This is a genomic window from [Roseibacterium] beibuensis (assembly GCF_039542305.1).
Lineage (GTDB): Bacteria > Pseudomonadota > Alphaproteobacteria > Rhodobacterales > Rhodobacteraceae > Roseibacterium > Roseibacterium beibuensis.
In genome coordinates, this window is record NZ_BAABHW010000006.1 from 17,586 (window position 1) to 32,513 (window position 14,928).

The following is a 14,928-nucleotide window of genomic DNA, read 5'->3' on the forward strand; positions in this document are numbered from 1 at the left end:
AAAAGATGGTTCACGATTGACCCGTGGCAGGCAGCGGGCCGGAAAAGACGAAGAAAGGGCATGCCCTTGAGCGACACAGCCACGCCGACGCAGGTCACCGACGCCGAGATCGACCGCCGCATCATCTTCCACGACGATCTGCAGATCATCGAGTTTGACCTGACCGGGTTCAACTTCGACGGCTCGGCCATCACCAACCGCTTCTACGACCGGGTCGAGGACCGCATCGCCGCAAGCGGCGAAGCGTTGTGGTTCTTCCTCGTCAACCTGTCCGACACCCGCATCGACCACGATGCATGGTTTTCCTATTCGCGGCGCGGCAAGGCGCTCAACCTCGCCCATTCCATGGGTTCCACCCGGTTTGATCCGTCCGAGGTCACGCGCCGCCAGATCGCCTTTGCCGCCGATACCGAGGCCTTCGACCCCAACCTCTTCACCAACCGCGAAGACGCGCTTGCCCGGCTGAAAAGCCTGCCCCGCAAGCGGCGCAAATTCATCAGCCACGATCCCAGCTACACCCGCGACGACTTCGTCAAACGGCTGTCCTTCGACGCGGCGACCGAGATCATGGAGGTCGACCTTTCCGGGTTCGTCTTCTACCACAGCCGCGACGTCGACGATTTCTACGACTACGTCGCCGAGGAACGCGCCGCGACCGGGCGCAAGTGGTTCTTCCTGATCAACATGAACGGCTGCGAGATCCACCCGGCGGCCTGGGTCCGCTACGCCCATCGTGGCAAGCAGCTCAATATCGACGGGTCGCTCGGCACCGTGCGCTACGCCACCGGCTCGGAAACCGAGGAAACGATCCGCATGTGTGCCGAAAGCCAGGGCTTCCGCCCCAATGTCCGCAACACGCGGGACGAGGCGCTCGCCCGGCTCGACGAGATCAAGGCCGAAGCCGCGACCGCACAGGTCCCGCCCCCGCCTCGCCGGCATGTCGAGCGACGCCGCGCCCATCAGCTCAGCCAGCGCTTGCGGCGGCGGTAGCTGCGCACGTCGCGGAAGCTTTTGCGGCCCTCGTCGCTCATGCCGAGGTAGAATTCCTTCACATCCGGGTTCTCGCGCAGGCTCTGCGCCGGACCGTCCATGACGACGCGGCCCGATTCCAGGATGTAGCCGTAATGCGCAAAGCGCAGCGCCACGTTCGTGTTCTGCTCGGCCAGCAGGAAGGTCACGCCCTGCTCCTCGTTCAGCCGCTTCACGATGTCGAAGATCTGTTCCACCAGCTGCGGCGCGAGGCCCATCGACGGCTCGTCCAGCAAGATCGTCTCGGGCCGGCTCATCAGCGCGCGCCCGATGGCGCACATCTGCTGCTCCCCGCCCGAGGTATAGCCTGCCTGGCTGGTGCGGCGCTGTTTCAGCCGCGGGAAATACTCGTAGACCATGTCGAGATCGGCCGCGACCGCACCGCGCCCGTCCTTGCGGGTATAGGCGCCGGTCAGCAGGTTTTCCTCGATGGTCAGGTGTTCGAAACAATGGCGGCCTTCCATCACCTGGATCACGCCGCGATCCACCAGGTCCGAGGGCGACAGGTTCGCAACGCCCTCGCCGCGATACTTGATATTGCCCTTCGTCACCTCGCCGCGTTCGGAATGCAGCAGGTTCGAGATCGCCTTGAGCGTGGTGGTCTTGCCCGCCCCGTTCCCGCCCAGAAGCGCGGTGATGCCCCCTTTCGGCACCTTGAGGCTCACGCCTTTCAGCACGAGGATCACGTGATTGTAGATCACCTCGATATTGTTGACTTCCAGCAGGTCCTCGGCCCCGGCCAGTTCGGGCGCGTGCCCGTCGCCATGCACTTCTGTCGGCTGATCCAGCATCTCGGCAATCCTCGGTTTAGGGTCACGTCGCCCGCGCCGCCCTGCGCGCTGCCACGTCGTCGTCTTCCGTCGTCGAATTGGTGGTCCGGCGGCAGCGGCCCGCGCCGCCGCCGGAGGTCTTGTCAGATCAGCCGTCCTGGCAGCGCAGCTCGATGCCGTTTTCCTCGGCGAACTGGGCCGAGTCCTCGAGGACCAGCGGCTGGGTCACGCTGTCATCGGGCGAGATGAAGTCGGTAAGCGTCACCCATTCCTGAGCGTCTGCATTCCACTGCTGCATGATCGCCATGCCCGTGCCGCCGTGATCGGCGCAGGTCACGTTAAACTCCGGCCCGACGCCCGGCATGCCCAGCTCTTCCATGCGCGCATTGGTGATCGACAGCGCCTCCATACCGTCACGCATCATCTCGGGCGTGATGGCGGCAACACCGTGCATCTCCTGTGCAGTGCGGATCGCCTCGGCAGCCAGCATCGCAGCATACATCCCGCGGGTGTACAGCACGGTGCCGATGTTGCTGCCGTCACCGGCCGCATTGCCGGCCTCGTGCACCAGTTCGCGGATCTCGTCGAACACCGGCATTTCGCCCAGGCGGTTCATGTTCAGCGCCCGGTAGCCATTCGCGGCCGCACCGGCGGGGATCACGTCATGCTCGGCCCCGGCCCACCAGTTGCCGATGAAATTCTCCATCGGGTAGCGGATGTTCGCGGCTTCCTGCACGGCGACCTGGTTCATCACGCCCCAGCCCCACATGATCACGTAATCGGGGCGTTCGCGGCGGATTTGCAGCCACTGGTTGCCCTGCTCCTGACCGGGGTGGTCCACGGCCAGCTGGGTCAGTTCGAACCCGTGCTGTTCCGAGAGGATCTCCAGCGTGCGGATCGGCTCCCGGCCATAAGCCGAGTTGTGATAGAGCAGCGCGATGGTTTGCCCCTCGAGGTTGCCGTCATTCTCTTCCAGCAACTGGTTGATGATCACGCTCGCGCCATCCCAGTAGTTGGCCGGGTAGTTGAAGACATGGCTGAAAACTTCGCCATTCGCGGCCGAGGTGCGTCCATAGCCCAGCGTGTGAAGCGGGATACCGTCGGCAGTCGCACGCGGGATCAGCTGGTAGGTGATGCCGGTCGACAGCGGCTGATAGACCAGCGCGCCTTCGCCCTTGGTCGACTCGTAGCATTCCACGCCACGCTCGGTGTTGTAGGCGGTTTCGCAGCCGATGATGCGAATTTCCTCGCCGCCGATGCCGCCATCGCGTGCATTCAGCAGGTTGAAGTAATCCTGGTAGCCGTCCGAGAACGGGATGCCGCCAGCAGCGTAGGGCCCGGTGCGGTAGTGCAGATCCGGGATCACCAGGTCAGCGAGCGCCGGGCTTGCGGCCATCATGCCGGCTGCGGCGAATGTTGCCAGTTTCTTCATCGGGGGTATCCTCCCATTTGGTTTGTCCGATGCGTTTCCTAGAGCGCCGGGTTGCCCCCGGTCTGTCGTTTCGTCGTGACGCCTCCCGTCCTCCTCCTCAGTGCGGGAAGGGCCACAATCTCAGCTTTTCCTTGGTCAGTTGCCAAAGCCGCGCCAGGCCGTGCGGCTCGACGATCAGGAAGAACATGATCAGGCCGCCGACGATGACGAATTCGAAATGGGTCGCGATCGTGCTTTCCCAGCCCAGCGTGCCGGTCATGAAGTTCCGCAGAACCACCGGCAAGAGCACCATGAACGCCGCTCCGGCAAAGCTGCCGAACAGGCTGCCGAGCCCGCCGATGATGATCATGAACAGCACCAGGAACGACTTGGTGATGCCAAAGGCTTCGCCCACTTCGACCGCGCCAAGATAGACGGTGAACAGCAGCCCTCCCGCGATGCCCACGAAGAACGAGCTGACCGCGAAGGCCGTCAGTTTCGCCTTGAGCGGGTTCACCCCGATGATCTCTGCCGCGATATCCATGTCGCGGATCGCCATCCACTGCCGCCCGATCGAGCCGCGCGTCAGGTTGCGTGCCAGCCAGGCCAGGACGAAGACGAAGAACAGGCAGAACAGGTAGCGCACCCAGGCATCGGCATTGGGGCCGGTAACGGCAAGGCCGAACATCGTGCGTTCCGGGGCGCTGATCTGCCCCGAGGCCGAGTAGTTGTAGAACCACGGCACCTTGTTGAACATCCACACGAGGAAGAACTGCGCCGCCAGTGTCGCCACGGCCAGGTAGAATCCCTTGATCCTCAGCGAGGGCAGGCCGAACGCGACCCCGACCATCGCGGTGATCAGACCCGCCAGCAGCGTGACGCTCACCATGTCCATCCAGGGAAAGGCCGTCATCAGCTTGTAGGACGCATAGGCGCCCACGGCCATGAACCCGCCCGTCCCCAGGGACACCTGCCCGCAATAGCCGGTCAGGATGTTCAGCCCGATGGCCGCGATGGCGTAGATCAGGAACGGGATCAGCAGCGCGTTCGCCCAGTAGTCATTGATGAAGAACGGGATGACCCCCAGGGCGACCAGCAGCACGGCATAGTAACGGAACCGGTCGAACTTGATCGGGAAGGTCTGGTTGTCCTCGGCGTAGCTTGTCTTGAAGTCGCCGGCCTCACGGTAAAACATGCATCCCTCCCCGGATCAGCGCATGCGAACAGGCACCGCGGTCGCGTGCGCGCCCCGATGCCTCTCGGTCGTTACGTTGTTTGAATTCGGCCGCCACAGGCGGCGTCAGCGGCACTCCACCCGGCGCCGGCCGAAGATGCCGACCGCCAGACCGATGACGCAAAGAACCGGCATGCTCCAGTGCATGCCCGATCCCCCGACCACCCCGGCCACGATGAAGAGTGCGCTCACCCAGAAGATCGCGAAGCCGATCGTCGTCAGGATCGCACACATCTTCAATCCGGGTGACGATGCCCCCTTCGCGAAGTCTGGCTCGCCGATATTCGGCTGCTGGAGATCGTCCAATGCCATTTTCGTCCATCCTCCCTAGGACAAAGGGGGTCAACGGGCCTCCCCGCCCGGTCCCCCGCAGCGCTGCCTCGATGGACAACGCCGCGCCATCATGCACTGGCCGAAGCTGGGCGTCAGCAATTTTCTTACGCGGGCCACCTTCGTGCGGCCCGGTTGCGACATGCGCCTGCCGCCGGGCTGCCGCATTGCCGCCAGATTGGTAAAGAAACCTGCTTCGATCCAAAACTGCGAAAATTGTGCCCATGTCCGATTCACAGAATTTTGCTGCAGCATCGCCTGCCTTGCGCCAACCGGCACTCCGGTTTGCCTTGGAGGCCTTCAAACTCATCATCGAGGCCATGCTCGGATCGCTGCTGGGGATATCCACCGCCGCCCTGTTCGGGTTCTCCGCCCTGGTGTTTTTTGCAGAGATCAGCCCCGGCGTCGCGCTCACGGCAGTCGCGCTTGCGATGAACGCCATGCTGTTCTGCCTCGTGCTGCTCGGCAGCCTAAGCGACCAGCAAGCACCGTAAAGGGCGGTATGGGGTGCGGTTCGCATCCGGTCACACCCTCTCGATAATCTTTTCGCCGAACAGGCCCTGCGGCCGGAAGACGAGGAAGACAAGCGCCAGCACATAGGCGAACCAGTTCTCGGTCGCGCCGCCGATCATCGGGCCGATGGAGAATTCGAACAACGCCTCGCCCACGCCGATGATCAGCCCACCCACGATGGCACCGGGGATCGAGGTGAACCCGCCGAGCATCAGCACCGGCAGTGCCTTGAGCGCGATCAGGCTGAGCGAGAACTGAACGCCCGACTTGCTGCCCCACATGATGCCCGCGACCAGCGCCACGATACCCGCCAGCGACCAGACCAGAACCCACACATAGTTGAGCGAGATTCCCACGCTCAGCGCCGCCTGGTGGTCGTCGGCCACCGCACGCATGGCACGGCCGTTCTTGGTGTACTGGCTATAGAGGATCAGGCCCGCGACAAGGATCGCCGCCACGATCGAGGCCGAGATGTCGAGATTGTCGATGAAGAACCCGTAGCCGAAGACGTCGAAGGTGGTGTTGTCGATCCAGCCGTTGATGCCCTGCGGCAGGCCCACGTCCAGCGTGCGGATCTCCGAGCCCCACATCAGGTCGCTGACCCCTTCGAGGAAATAGGCCAGGCCGATCGTCGCCATGAACAGGATGATCGGTTCCTGTCCGACGAGATGCTTGAAGATGAACCTCTGCACCGCCCAGGCAAAGCCGATCATCACCACCACGGTCAGCAGGATCGCCAGCAGCGCGGGCACGTGCCATCCGAAATGGTGGATCTCGGTGCCGAAGATCTCGTTGATCAGGTGCGCGAAGGGGATGCGCCCCTCCTGGATGCCCACCAGCGTCATCGCCGCGAAGAGCGCCATGACCCCCTGCGCGTAGTTGAAGATGCCGGAGGCCTTGAAGATCAGGACGAAGCCCAGCGCGACAAGGGCGTACATCACCCCGGTCATGAGGCCGTTCAGCGTGACCTCCATCGCCCAGATGAGTTGATCAGGCATCTTGGCCTCCCTCGCTCGGTGTATGTACGGGGTGTGTACAGGCTGTGTACGGGGTGTGACGTGCGGCGTCAGTCATGCGAAACCCCCAGATAGGCGTCGATGACCTCCTGGTTGTTGCGCACCTCGTCGGGCGTGCCGTCGCCGATTTTCTTGCCGTAATCCATCACGACAACGCGGTCGGACAGGTCCATGACCACGCCCATGTCATGCTCGATCAGCACGATGGTGGTGCCGAACTCGTCGTTCACATCGAGGATGAAGCGCGACATGTCTTCCTTCTCCTCGACATTCATCCCCGCCATCGGCTCGTCGAGCAGCAGGATCTGCGGCTCCGCCGCCAGCGCGCGGGCCAGTTCGACCCGCTTCTTCAGGCCGTAGGGCAGGCGCCCCACGGGCGTCTTGCGGATCGCCTGGATTTCGAGGAAGTCAATGATTTGTTCGGCTTTTTCGCGGTTCTCGACCTCTTCGCGCTGGGCCTTGCCCCACCAGAATCCCTGGTCGAGGAAGCTGGCCTTCATGTGGTTCAGCCGCCCCGTCATGACGTTGTCGAGAACGCTCATCCCCTCGAACAGAGCGATGTTCTGGAAGGTGCGCGCGATGCCCTGGCGGGCCACCTGGAAGGGCTTCATCGGCTTGCGGATCTGGCCCTTGTACCAGACCTCGCCCTCCTGCGGATTGTAGAAACCCGAGATCACGTTGAGCATCGAGGATTTTCCCGCGCCGTTCGGCCCGATGATCGCCCGGATCTCGCCCTCGCGGATGTCGAAGGAGATGTCCTTGATCGCCTCCACCCCGCCGAAGCGCAGCGTGATATGCTTCATTTCCATCACCACGCCGCCAATTCTGCGGCCGTCCTCGGTGACGTATCCCTCGTTGGGATCGATGGGCGGATGGATCGCCTCGTTCATTCCGCGTTCTCCCTCGCCGCCTGCCCGGAGCGGAAGATCAACGCTCCGATCAGGCCGTAAACCAACAGGGCGATCAGCGCCCAGGTGAGATTTTCTTCCCAAAGCTCCGGCATTCCGTAGAGCAACGCCGCCACGCCGCAGATCCCGATGGCACCGCCCTGGATGGCCGTTGCCCCCGTGCGCAGGTAGCGGCCGGCCACCCAGCTTGAGGCAAAGCCCAAGAGGAACAATGCAACCGCCACGAAACTCATGCGCGCAGCCCCCGCGGGATGGCGGGTGGGGCGACAGCGATAGCTGAGCGTCCGCCCGTCATTCCGCAGCCACCTGTGCCGGGGCGCCGGTGGGCACGACCTGTGCATCGCGAAGCTCAAGCGTGGCCGTGATCTTGCCCTTGCGGCCGTCCTCGTAGGTCACCTCGGTCTCGGTGTATTGCTCGGTCTTGCCGGCATAGAGCGCATCGATCAGGTCGCTGTATTTCTCGGCGATGATGTTGCGCCGCACCTTGCGGGTCCGGGTCAACTCGCCGTCATCGGCATCCAGTTCCTTGTGCAGCACCAGGAAGCGGTGGATCTGGCAGCCTGACAGCATCTCGTCCTGCGCGATGCTCTGGTTCGTTTCCTCGACATGGTTCTGGATCGTTTCCAGCACGCGCGGATGCCCGGCCAGTTCCTGGTAGGAGGAATAGGCAATGTTGTTGCGCTCGGCCCAGTTGCCCACCGCGGTCAGGTCGATGTTGATGAAGGCCGTGCACATCTCGCGCCCGTTGCCGAACACCACCGCTTCGAGGATGTTGGGATAGAACTTCAGCTTGTTCTCGACGTATTTCGGCGCAAACAGGCTGCCATCGGCCATCTTGCCCACGTCCTTGGCCCGGTCGATGATCCGCAGATGGCCGGTATCGGGTTCGATGAAACCTGCATCGCCGGTCGCGACCCATCCCTCCGGATCCTTGGTTGAGGCGGTCGACTCTGCGTTCTTGTAGTATTCCACGAAAACACCGGGGCTGCGGTAGTAGACCTCGCCATTCTCGTCGATGCGCAGCTCCACGCCCGGAGACGGCACGCCAACCGTGTCGGGGCGCACCTCGTGATCGGGCTGCTGGGTGATGAAGACCGACGCTTCGGTCTGACCGTAGAGCTGCTTCAGGTTGATCCCCAGCGAGCGGTAGAAATCGAAGATCTCCGGCCCGATGGCCTCACCTGCCGTGTAGCCAACCCGCACACGACTAAGGCCGAGGGTGTTTTTCAGCGGTCCGAACACCATCAGGTTGCCCAACGCGTATTTCAGGCGGTCCATGGCGCCGACCGATTCGCCATCGAGCATCTTCGGCCCGACCTCGCGCGCGTGATCCATGAAGTAGTGGAACATGCGGCGCTTGAAGCGCCCGGCATCCTCCATGCGGATCATCACGCTGGTCAGCATGTTTTCGAAAATCCGCGGCGGAGCGAAGAAATAGGTCGGCCCGATTTCGCGCAGGTCGGTCAGCATCGTTTCCGGGCTTTCGGGGCAATTCACGCAAAACCCGGTCCAGTACGCCTGACCGATGGAAAAGATGAAATCGCCCACCCAGGCCATCGGCAGGTAGGCCAGCACCTCTTCGCGCACGTCAAGATGGTCGAACTCGGACGAGTTCTTGGCCGTCTCGATGATGTTGCGGTTCGACAGAACCACGCCCTTGGGCTTGCCGGTGGTCCCGGAGGTGTAGAGCATGACGCAGGTGTCGTCGTAACCGAGCGCCGCTTCGCGTTCGCGCATGATCGGCTCAAGCCGGTAATGCCCGGCACGCCCTTCGGACTGTACGTCCTCCATCGCGTTCATGTGCGTGTGGTCGTATTTGCGCATCCCGCGCTTGTCGACATAGATGATCTGGTCGATGCCGTGGACCGTCTCCTGCACCTCGATGACCTTGTCGACCTGTTCCTGGTCGCCGCAGACAACGAAGCGGGCGCCGCAGTGTTCCAACACGTAGGCCATCTCTTCGGCGGGCGAGTCCTGGTACAGCGCGACCGGGATCGCGCCGCATTTTTGCGCGGCCACGAAGGACCAGTAGAGCGCGGGGCGATTGCGCCCGATAATGGCAAGATAGTCGCCCTTTTGAAGCCCGAGGGCGAGAAACCCCATCGCCAGCGCCTCGATCTCTTCGGACGCTTCCGACCAGGACCAGCTTTGCCAGATCCCGAATTCCTTTTCGCGATACGCGGGCTTGGTCCCGCACTTTGCCACGTTACGGGCCAGTAGCGCAGGCACGGATTGCGGTGCGCCCGCAGGCGATGTTGCAAGAGCCAAATTCGTTCCTCCCTTCGCCGGTCTCCCCACCGGCGCTCACGGGGCCGCCTCTTCGACATGCCGGGCGACTCCCATCGCCTCTACCGTGCCCGCAAATAGCTCGCGGTCAAGTTTTGCCTGACTTTTTCCCAATCCTTACGAATTGTAACAAGACGCAGGGGAAGCTTGACGCCGTGACGCAAAGGGGGCCAGCGATGGGTGAGAGGGAGGACGATATCATGGCGAAATCGGCGCTGACCGATCACCTGACGCTGGCCGGGCTGAACCTGATCCAGCAGGCCTTGACCATCTACGATGCCGACCTGCGCCTTGCCGTGAGCAACCGTCCCTTCCAGGCGATGTTCGGCTTGCCCGAACGTTTGGTGACAGCAGGCGCGCATTTCGAGGAAACCGTGCGCTGGCTGGCGGAAAACGGCGAATACGGCGAGGTGGATGACGTCGACGCCTTTGTCCATGACCGGGTCAAAGCCGCCCGCGCCTTCGTTCCCCACTACATGGAGCGGCAACGCGCGAACGGGCGCACGATCAGCGTGGAGGGATCGCCGCTGCCCGAGGGCGGCTGGGTCACGGTCTATACCGACATCACCGCGACCAAGCGGCAGGAGACGTTGCTCAGGGCCCGGTCCGAGGAACTCTCCGACCAGGTGCTGAGCCATTCCGAGGAACTGGCGCGGACGAATCGGCGGCTGGAAGCCACCATCGCCCAGTTGGAAGAGGCGAAGCGGCAACTGACCGAGATGGAAGCGCGCATCCGCGTCACCACCGAGATGGCGCCGGCTCATATCGCGCGGCTCGATTCGGACGGGGTCTATACCTACACCAACCGCCGCCTGTCCTCGGTCATGCCGGGCAAACGGTCGGACGTGGTCGGAATGCGCTTTGACGAGGTGTTCGACCCGGTCACCGCCGGCAAGCTCAAGGGCCCCGTGGCCGCAGCCTTGCGCGGCGAGGCGAGCGTTCTGGAATACGACGACGAAGGGTCGGGGCGGCGCATTCGAACGGCCTTCACGCCCGACCGGATGGACCCGGACGGCCCGATCACCGGGGTTTACCTTCTGTCCACCGACATGACCGAAGAGGCGCAGGCGCGCGCGGCGCTGGCGCAGACCCACAAGCGGGAACTGGCGGCGCAACTGACCAGCGGGTTGGCGCACGACTTCGCGAATCTCCTGACGATCATCCTCGGGCTGCAAGGCCGGTTGGAGCGGATGCCCCTACCGCTTGGCGCGCATGACCTGACCGAGGCGACGAAGATGGCGGCACGGCGCGGCGGAACGCTGCTCGACAAGATCGCGCGCATTACCGGCCCGCACGAGATGCGCACCGCCCCGGTCGTCCTGCGCGATTTCCTCGACGGATTCGCCCAGCTGGGCCGCGCGGCCCTGCCCGAAGGCGTCACGCTGAGCATCGAGAATACCGTCGAGCACCCGGCGCTGATGCTGGATGCGGGCGGTTTGCAGGACAGCCTGTTGAACCTGGTCCTCAATGCGCGGGATGCGATCGGTGGACAGGACGGGCGCATCGACATTCGGCTGGCCAACCTGCGCGACACCTGGCTGGAAATCCGCGTCAGCGATACCGGCCCCGGATTTTCCGACCATGCCTTGGCGAATGCGCTGAACCCGTTCTTCACGACCAAGGGCGACGAGGGGTCGGGCCTTGGCCTGACGATGGTCTACGACCTGACGAAACTGGCCGGCGGCAAGCTGGACCTGTCGAACGCGCCCGACGGGGGCGGCGTCGTCACCCTGCGCCTCCCTTTGAAGGCTGCCGAGGCCGAGGCCCGGCCCCTTCTGATCCTGGTGGTCGACGACATAGCCGAACTGCGCGCGGGCATCCGCGAGACGCTGACCCAGTTGGGCCACCAGGTGATCGAGGCCGCCAGCGGCGAAGAGGCCTTGGCCCTTGCCGAGATTCCCGGCATCGACTGGGTGATCTCGGACCTGCGCCTGGGGGAGATGGACGGGGTCGAGTTGCTGTCGAGGCTCGCGGCGCGCCACCCGCAGTTGCGCCTTGCGCTCCTGACCTCGTTGCCGGAAAACGACCCCAGACGGGTAGAGGGGGCCGCGCGCTGGCCTGTCTTGAGCAAGCCGATCGAGCCTACGCGTCTTGCCGCCGTTCTGAACGCCGAGGTCGCCGCATGAGCCAACCCTTCGTCGCCATCCTCGATGACGAACCGCAGATCCGGTCCATGCTGTCGGATGCGCTGACCGAGGCCGGGTTCCGCACCGCCGGGTTTGCCCGCGCGACCGAGTTCGAGGCCGCGCTGCAACGCTCCACCCCTGATGTGTGTCTTGTCGATCTTGGCCTGCCGGATCGGGACGGATTGGCGCTGGTGCATCGCCTTGCCCTGGAATCGGGCGCCGCGATCATCATCATCTCGGGCCGCGCGCAGGTGCAGGATCGCGTGACCGGGCTGGAGCTTGGGGCGGATGACTACATCATCAAACCTTTCGACCCGGCCGAAGTGGTGGCACGCGTCCGCGCCCGCCTGCGGGTCTCCAAGCCGAAATCGGGGGCGCAGCAAACCGCGCGCTTCAACGGCTGGACCGCGCATTTCGACCGCTATGTCCTCGAAGACGAAACGGGCGAGGAAACCGCCTTTTCCCATGCCGAGGGCGAGGTGCTGCGCATGTTCCTGGAGGCCCCCAAGCGCCTGATCTCGCGCCAGCAGATGCAGGAAAGCCTTGGCGGCGCTGCAGGAGAAAGCTTTGACCGGGCGATGGATGTCCGAATTTCGCGCCTTCGTACGAAACTGCGTGAGGACCCCAAGAACCCCCGGCTGATCAAGACGATCTACGGCGCGGGCTACATCTTTCTGGGCGACGTGGCGTGGATCTAGCGCCCGCGCGCTTCCGCGACCAGACCCGCCAGTTCCTCGCGCATGTCTTCCAGATCATCCCGATGGTGATTGGCCGGCGTCGCGCGGATGGCCGCGTCGAATTCTTGTAGAAGAACTGCTCCCGCATCGGCCAGGGCCGACATATCGCTGGCGTCAGGGGTGTCGAACGACGCCTTGATCGCGGTGAGCATCGAGGCCGCCCGCCCCTTCAGCGATCCACCCTCGTCCGGGTCCTGACAGAGGGCAAAGAGGATCCGCCCGACGCGCTGGATATGCTGGTGGTGCTCCTCCCGGAACTTTTTCAGAAGGTGCTCGAACTGTCCCTCGGCATGGGGCAGCAGCGCATCTGTCGCGGTCCGCGCATCGACCAGATGGGTCAGCAAGACCTCCGGTGCGGCGATCTGGCGGGAAGGGTCCTGTGGGTCGCTCATGGTCCACTCCGGGCTGGTCAGCCCAAACGCTGCACCGCCCGGGCTAGCACCTCAACCCCTGTCACCAGGTCCGGTTCCTTGGTGTCTTCCTCGAAGGCATGCGAAATGCCGTTGATCGACGGCACGAAAAGCATCCCCACCGGCATCAGACCGGCAAGGTTCGACGCATCGTGCAGCGCGCCCGAGGGCATGGACCGCCAGCGCCCCGGCGCGACCTCTTCGGCGGCATCCGACAGGGCCTTTTGCATCGCGTCATCCATCGGCATCGGCGCCAGATCGTGGCGCAGCTTGTCGAGCGTGATCTCGCAGCCGGTCTCAACCGACATCTCTTCCAGAAGATCGTTGATCACCCGCTCCATCCGGTCGAGGCGGTCGGCAGCGATATCGCGCCATTGCAGCGAGAACTCGGCGCGCCCCGGCACCACCGACTGCGACCCGGGATGCAGGCGGATATGGCCGATGGTCCAGACGGTCTGCGGCGTGACCACATTGGCAAAGCGATCCGGCAAAGCCGTGGCGATCCGGGCCGCGATGGTGAAGGCATCCTTGCGCATGCCCATGGGCGTGGTGCCTGCATGGTTCTGTTGGCCGTGAACGGTGATGTGGAACTGGCGCAGGCCAACAATGCCCGTCACGACGCCCACAGCTTCGTCCGCCGCGTCGAGGACCGGCCCCTGTTCGATATGCGCCTCCAGGAAGCCGTTGAAACGCGCGGGATCCACCCAGTCGCCTGCCCGGTCCGCGATCCGCGCCCGTGCCTCTGGCCATGTCGTGCCATCGGTCGCGACAAGCTTGTCCGCGGCCTCCATGCTCAGTTTGCCGGACCAGAGCGACGATCCGGTGAGCGCGCCAAAACGCCCCTCCTCGTCCTGGAAGGACACGACCGAGATCGGCGGGCCGCCGGCCTCCTGTGCCGTGCGCGCGACCTCCAACGCCGCGATCACCCCATAGGCCCCGTCCAGCCAGCCGCCCTCGGGCTGGGTGTCGGAATGCGAGCCCATCAGAAGGCTGCGCTCCGCATCGGCAAGGCCGAAAAGGTTTCCCGCCGGATCCATGTGCGGGGTCAGCCCGGCCTCCTGAAAGCGATCTGCCAGCAAGTCTCGGGCCGCGAGATCGGCATCGGTGAACGCGCGCCGCCGCACCCCCTTGCTGCCCGGCGCATCATCGCCCCCGAATGTGCGCAGCATGTGGAGATCGGCAAGGAAACGGTCGGCGTTCGGGGTCATGTGTGGCCTCCTGTCGGCAGGTTTCCCAAGCTATTCGCATCCGATCATGGTAGCGTCCACCCCATGGATGTGACGGCCCTTGTCTTCTACGCCGCGATTTGCGGGCTTCTCAGCCTTGCGTCACCCCGCCTCGGGCGGCCTTTCATACGTCTCGCCGTTGGTGCCGTGGTCGGCATCGCCGCGGCCACCCTCCTGCCGATCCTCAGAACCGCCTTCGGCCTCGGCTGAGGCCGCCTTGCGCTTCGCCGCGCGATCCCCCATCACAGGGCACAGGATCCGCGAGAGAGGTTTGGTGTGGGCGAACTGGTTCTGGTCCGGCACGGGCAGGCGAATTCAGCAGCGAATGACGAGGCGGGCTATGACCGGCTGAGCGATCTGGGCCACCAGCAGGCCGTTTGGCTGGGCGAGTGGCTGCGCACCCATGACGCCCCCTTCGACGAGGTGTTCATGGGTGGCCTGCGCCGCCACCGCGAAACGGCGGAAGGCATGGGCAACATGGGGGCGCAGCCACGGGTCGATCCGCGCCTGAACGAGCTGGATTATTTCAACCTCTCCCGCGCGCATGCCGAAAAGAACGGCGAGACCGAGATGCATGGCCCCGAGGATTTCGTCCATCACATCCGCGACATCATGGAAGCCTGGCATCGCGCCGAGATCCGTGGCGACGAAAGCTATGCCGATTTCGAGGCACGCGTGGCCGAGGTGCTGGACCTTGCCGCGACGCCGGGGCGGCGCGTGCTGTGCGTCACGTCTGGCGGCGTGATCGGCATGATGGTGCGCCACCTGCTCGAACTCGACATCGCGCGCATGGCCCACCTGTTGGTGCCGATCCGGAATTGCTCGATCCACCGCGTGATGGTGCTGGACCAGGCGCGGATCCTGTCAGGGTTCAACGCCACGCCCCATCTCGATACACCCGACCGCATCCATGCCCGCACCGAGTTCTGAAA

Annotated in this window: 16 protein-coding genes; 6 read left to right on the forward strand and 10 right to left on the reverse strand. The window is 64.2% G+C overall.

Annotation, left to right across the window (positions count from 1 at the left end; translation table 11 throughout):
- The first annotated feature begins 66 nt into the window (after positions 1 to 66).
- The gene (locus ABD923_RS16395; protein WP_259553424.1) at positions 67 to 990 is read left to right on the forward strand and encodes a hypothetical protein; all 924 of its coding nucleotides are present in this window, start codon (positions 67 to 69) and stop codon (positions 988 to 990) included.
- Here ABD923_RS16395 and ABD923_RS16400 read toward each other — a convergent pair.
- The 4 genes from ABD923_RS16400 to ABD923_RS16415 form a co-directional block, all read right to left on the reverse strand.
- Positions 960 to 1,820, reverse strand: coding sequence for an ABC transporter ATP-binding protein (locus tag ABD923_RS16400; protein ID WP_259553423.1), 861 nt, complete (start codon positions 1,818 to 1,820; stop codon positions 960 to 962). The genes ABD923_RS16395 and ABD923_RS16400 overlap by 31 nt on opposite strands.
- A 127-nt stretch (positions 1,821 to 1,947) precedes the next feature.
- Positions 1,948 to 3,231: an ABC transporter substrate-binding protein gene (locus ABD923_RS16405; protein WP_259553422.1), complete on the reverse strand. Its 1,284-nt coding sequence runs from the start codon at positions 3,229 to 3,231 to the stop codon at positions 1,948 to 1,950.
- A 97-nt stretch (positions 3,232 to 3,328) separates the two neighbouring features.
- The gene (locus tag ABD923_RS16410; protein ID WP_259553421.1) at positions 3,329 to 4,405 is read right to left on the reverse strand and encodes a branched-chain amino acid ABC transporter permease; all 1,077 of its coding nucleotides are present in this window, start codon (positions 4,403 to 4,405) and stop codon (positions 3,329 to 3,331) included.
- Between the two features lie 105 nt (positions 4,406 to 4,510).
- Positions 4,511 to 4,756, reverse strand: coding sequence for a hypothetical protein (locus ABD923_RS16415; protein ID WP_259553419.1), 246 nt, complete (start codon positions 4,754 to 4,756; stop codon positions 4,511 to 4,513).
- Between the two features lie 242 nt (positions 4,757 to 4,998).
- Here ABD923_RS16415 and ABD923_RS16420 point away from each other — a divergent pair, with 242 nt between their 5' ends.
- Complete coding sequence (locus ABD923_RS16420) at positions 4,999 to 5,268, forward strand: hypothetical protein (protein ID WP_259553418.1); 270 nt, start codon at positions 4,999 to 5,001, stop codon at positions 5,266 to 5,268.
- Between the two features lie 30 nt (positions 5,269 to 5,298).
- Here the strand turns inward: ABD923_RS16420 and ABD923_RS16425 are convergent, their stop codons facing one another.
- The 4 genes from ABD923_RS16425 to ABD923_RS16440 all read right to left on the reverse strand — a co-directional run bounded on the left by ABD923_RS16425 (position 5,299) and on the right by ABD923_RS16440 (position 9,479).
- Complete coding sequence (locus ABD923_RS16425) at positions 5,299 to 6,285, reverse strand: branched-chain amino acid ABC transporter permease (protein WP_259553417.1); 987 nt, start codon at positions 6,283 to 6,285, stop codon at positions 5,299 to 5,301.
- Positions 6,286 to 6,353: 68 nt separating this feature from the next.
- On the reverse strand, positions 6,354 to 7,193 hold the full coding sequence (locus ABD923_RS16430; protein ID WP_222191894.1) for an ABC transporter ATP-binding protein: 840 nt from the start codon (positions 7,191 to 7,193) through the stop codon (positions 6,354 to 6,356).
- Positions 7,190 to 7,444 (reverse strand): hypothetical protein, encoded by a 255-nt coding sequence (locus ABD923_RS16435; protein ID WP_259553416.1) that lies wholly within the window; start codon positions 7,442 to 7,444, stop codon positions 7,190 to 7,192. The genes ABD923_RS16430 and ABD923_RS16435 overlap by 4 nt, the downstream gene beginning before the upstream one ends.
- A 58-nt stretch (positions 7,445 to 7,502) precedes the next feature.
- On the reverse strand, positions 7,503 to 9,479 hold the full coding sequence (locus tag ABD923_RS16440; RefSeq protein ID WP_259553415.1) for an AMP-binding protein: 1,977 nt from the start codon (positions 9,477 to 9,479) through the stop codon (positions 7,503 to 7,505).
- 194 nt (positions 9,480 to 9,673) lie between these two features.
- Between ABD923_RS16440 and ABD923_RS16445 the strand changes: the two genes are divergently transcribed.
- On the forward strand, positions 9,674 to 11,623 hold the full coding sequence (locus ABD923_RS16445) for a hybrid sensor histidine kinase/response regulator (RefSeq protein ID WP_259553414.1): 1,950 nt from the start codon (positions 9,674 to 9,676) through the stop codon (positions 11,621 to 11,623).
- The gene (locus tag ABD923_RS16450) at positions 11,620 to 12,321 is read left to right on the forward strand and encodes a response regulator transcription factor (protein WP_259553413.1); all 702 of its coding nucleotides are present in this window, start codon (positions 11,620 to 11,622) and stop codon (positions 12,319 to 12,321) included. The genes ABD923_RS16445 and ABD923_RS16450 overlap by 4 nt, the downstream gene beginning before the upstream one ends.
- Here ABD923_RS16450 and ABD923_RS16455 read toward each other — a convergent pair.
- Complete coding sequence (locus ABD923_RS16455; RefSeq protein WP_259553412.1) at positions 12,318 to 12,752, reverse strand: ferritin family protein; 435 nt, start codon at positions 12,750 to 12,752, stop codon at positions 12,318 to 12,320. The genes ABD923_RS16450 and ABD923_RS16455 overlap by 4 nt on opposite strands.
- Before the next feature lie 17 nt (positions 12,753 to 12,769).
- A complete protein-coding gene (locus tag ABD923_RS16460) occupies positions 12,770 to 13,978 on the reverse strand; it encodes a hydantoinase/carbamoylase family amidase (protein ID WP_259553411.1) in 1,209 nt (402 codons plus the stop codon).
- 63 nt (positions 13,979 to 14,041) lie between these two features.
- Here ABD923_RS16460 and ABD923_RS16465 point away from each other — a divergent pair, with 63 nt between their 5' ends.
- Together ABD923_RS16465 and ABD923_RS16470 are read left to right on the forward strand one after the other, a co-directional pair.
- A complete protein-coding gene (locus tag ABD923_RS16465; RefSeq protein WP_259553409.1) occupies positions 14,042 to 14,206 on the forward strand; it encodes a hypothetical protein in 165 nt (54 codons plus the stop codon).
- A gap of 66 nt (positions 14,207 to 14,272) precedes the next feature.
- Positions 14,273 to 14,926 carry a histidine phosphatase family protein gene (locus ABD923_RS16470; RefSeq protein WP_259553408.1) on the forward strand — a complete coding sequence of 218 codons (654 nt, stop codon included), beginning with the start codon at positions 14,273 to 14,275 and terminating at the stop codon, positions 14,924 to 14,926.
- Positions 14,927 to 14,928: the final 2 nt, after the last annotated feature.

Coding starts and splice junctions, on each gene's coding strand:
- ABD923_RS16400 (WP_259553423.1), bottom strand. CDS start 1,820: ATGCTGGATCAGCCGACAGAAGTGCATGGCGACGGGCACGCGCCCGAA.
- ABD923_RS16405 (WP_259553422.1), bottom strand. CDS start 3,231: ATGAAGAAACTGGCAACATTCGCCGCAGCCGGCATGATGGCCGCAAGC.
- ABD923_RS16410 (WP_259553421.1), bottom strand. CDS start 4,405: ATGTTTTACCGTGAGGCCGGCGACTTCAAGACAAGCTACGCCGAGGAC.
- ABD923_RS16415 (WP_259553419.1), bottom strand. CDS start 4,756: ATGGCATTGGACGATCTCCAGCAGCCGAATATCGGCGAGCCAGACTTC.
- ABD923_RS16420 (WP_259553418.1), top strand. CDS start 4,999: ATGTCCGATTCACAGAATTTTGCTGCAGCATCGCCTGCCTTGCGCCAA.
- ABD923_RS16425 (WP_259553417.1), bottom strand. CDS start 6,285: ATGCCTGATCAACTCATCTGGGCGATGGAGGTCACGCTGAACGGCCTC.
- ABD923_RS16430 (WP_222191894.1), bottom strand. CDS start 7,193: ATGAACGAGGCGATCCATCCGCCCATCGATCCCAACGAGGGATACGTC.
- ABD923_RS16435 (WP_259553416.1), bottom strand. CDS start 7,444: ATGAGTTTCGTGGCGGTTGCATTGTTCCTCTTGGGCTTTGCCTCAAGC.
- ABD923_RS16445 (WP_259553414.1), top strand. CDS start 9,674: ATGGGTGAGAGGGAGGACGATATCATGGCGAAATCGGCGCTGACCGAT.
- ABD923_RS16450 (WP_259553413.1), top strand. CDS start 11,620: ATGAGCCAACCCTTCGTCGCCATCCTCGATGACGAACCGCAGATCCGG.
- ABD923_RS16455 (WP_259553412.1), bottom strand. CDS start 12,752: ATGAGCGACCCACAGGACCCTTCCCGCCAGATCGCCGCACCGGAGGTC.
- ABD923_RS16460 (WP_259553411.1), bottom strand. CDS start 13,978: ATGACCCCGAACGCCGACCGTTTCCTTGCCGATCTCCACATGCTGCGC.
- ABD923_RS16465 (WP_259553409.1), top strand. CDS start 14,042: ATGGATGTGACGGCCCTTGTCTTCTACGCCGCGATTTGCGGGCTTCTC.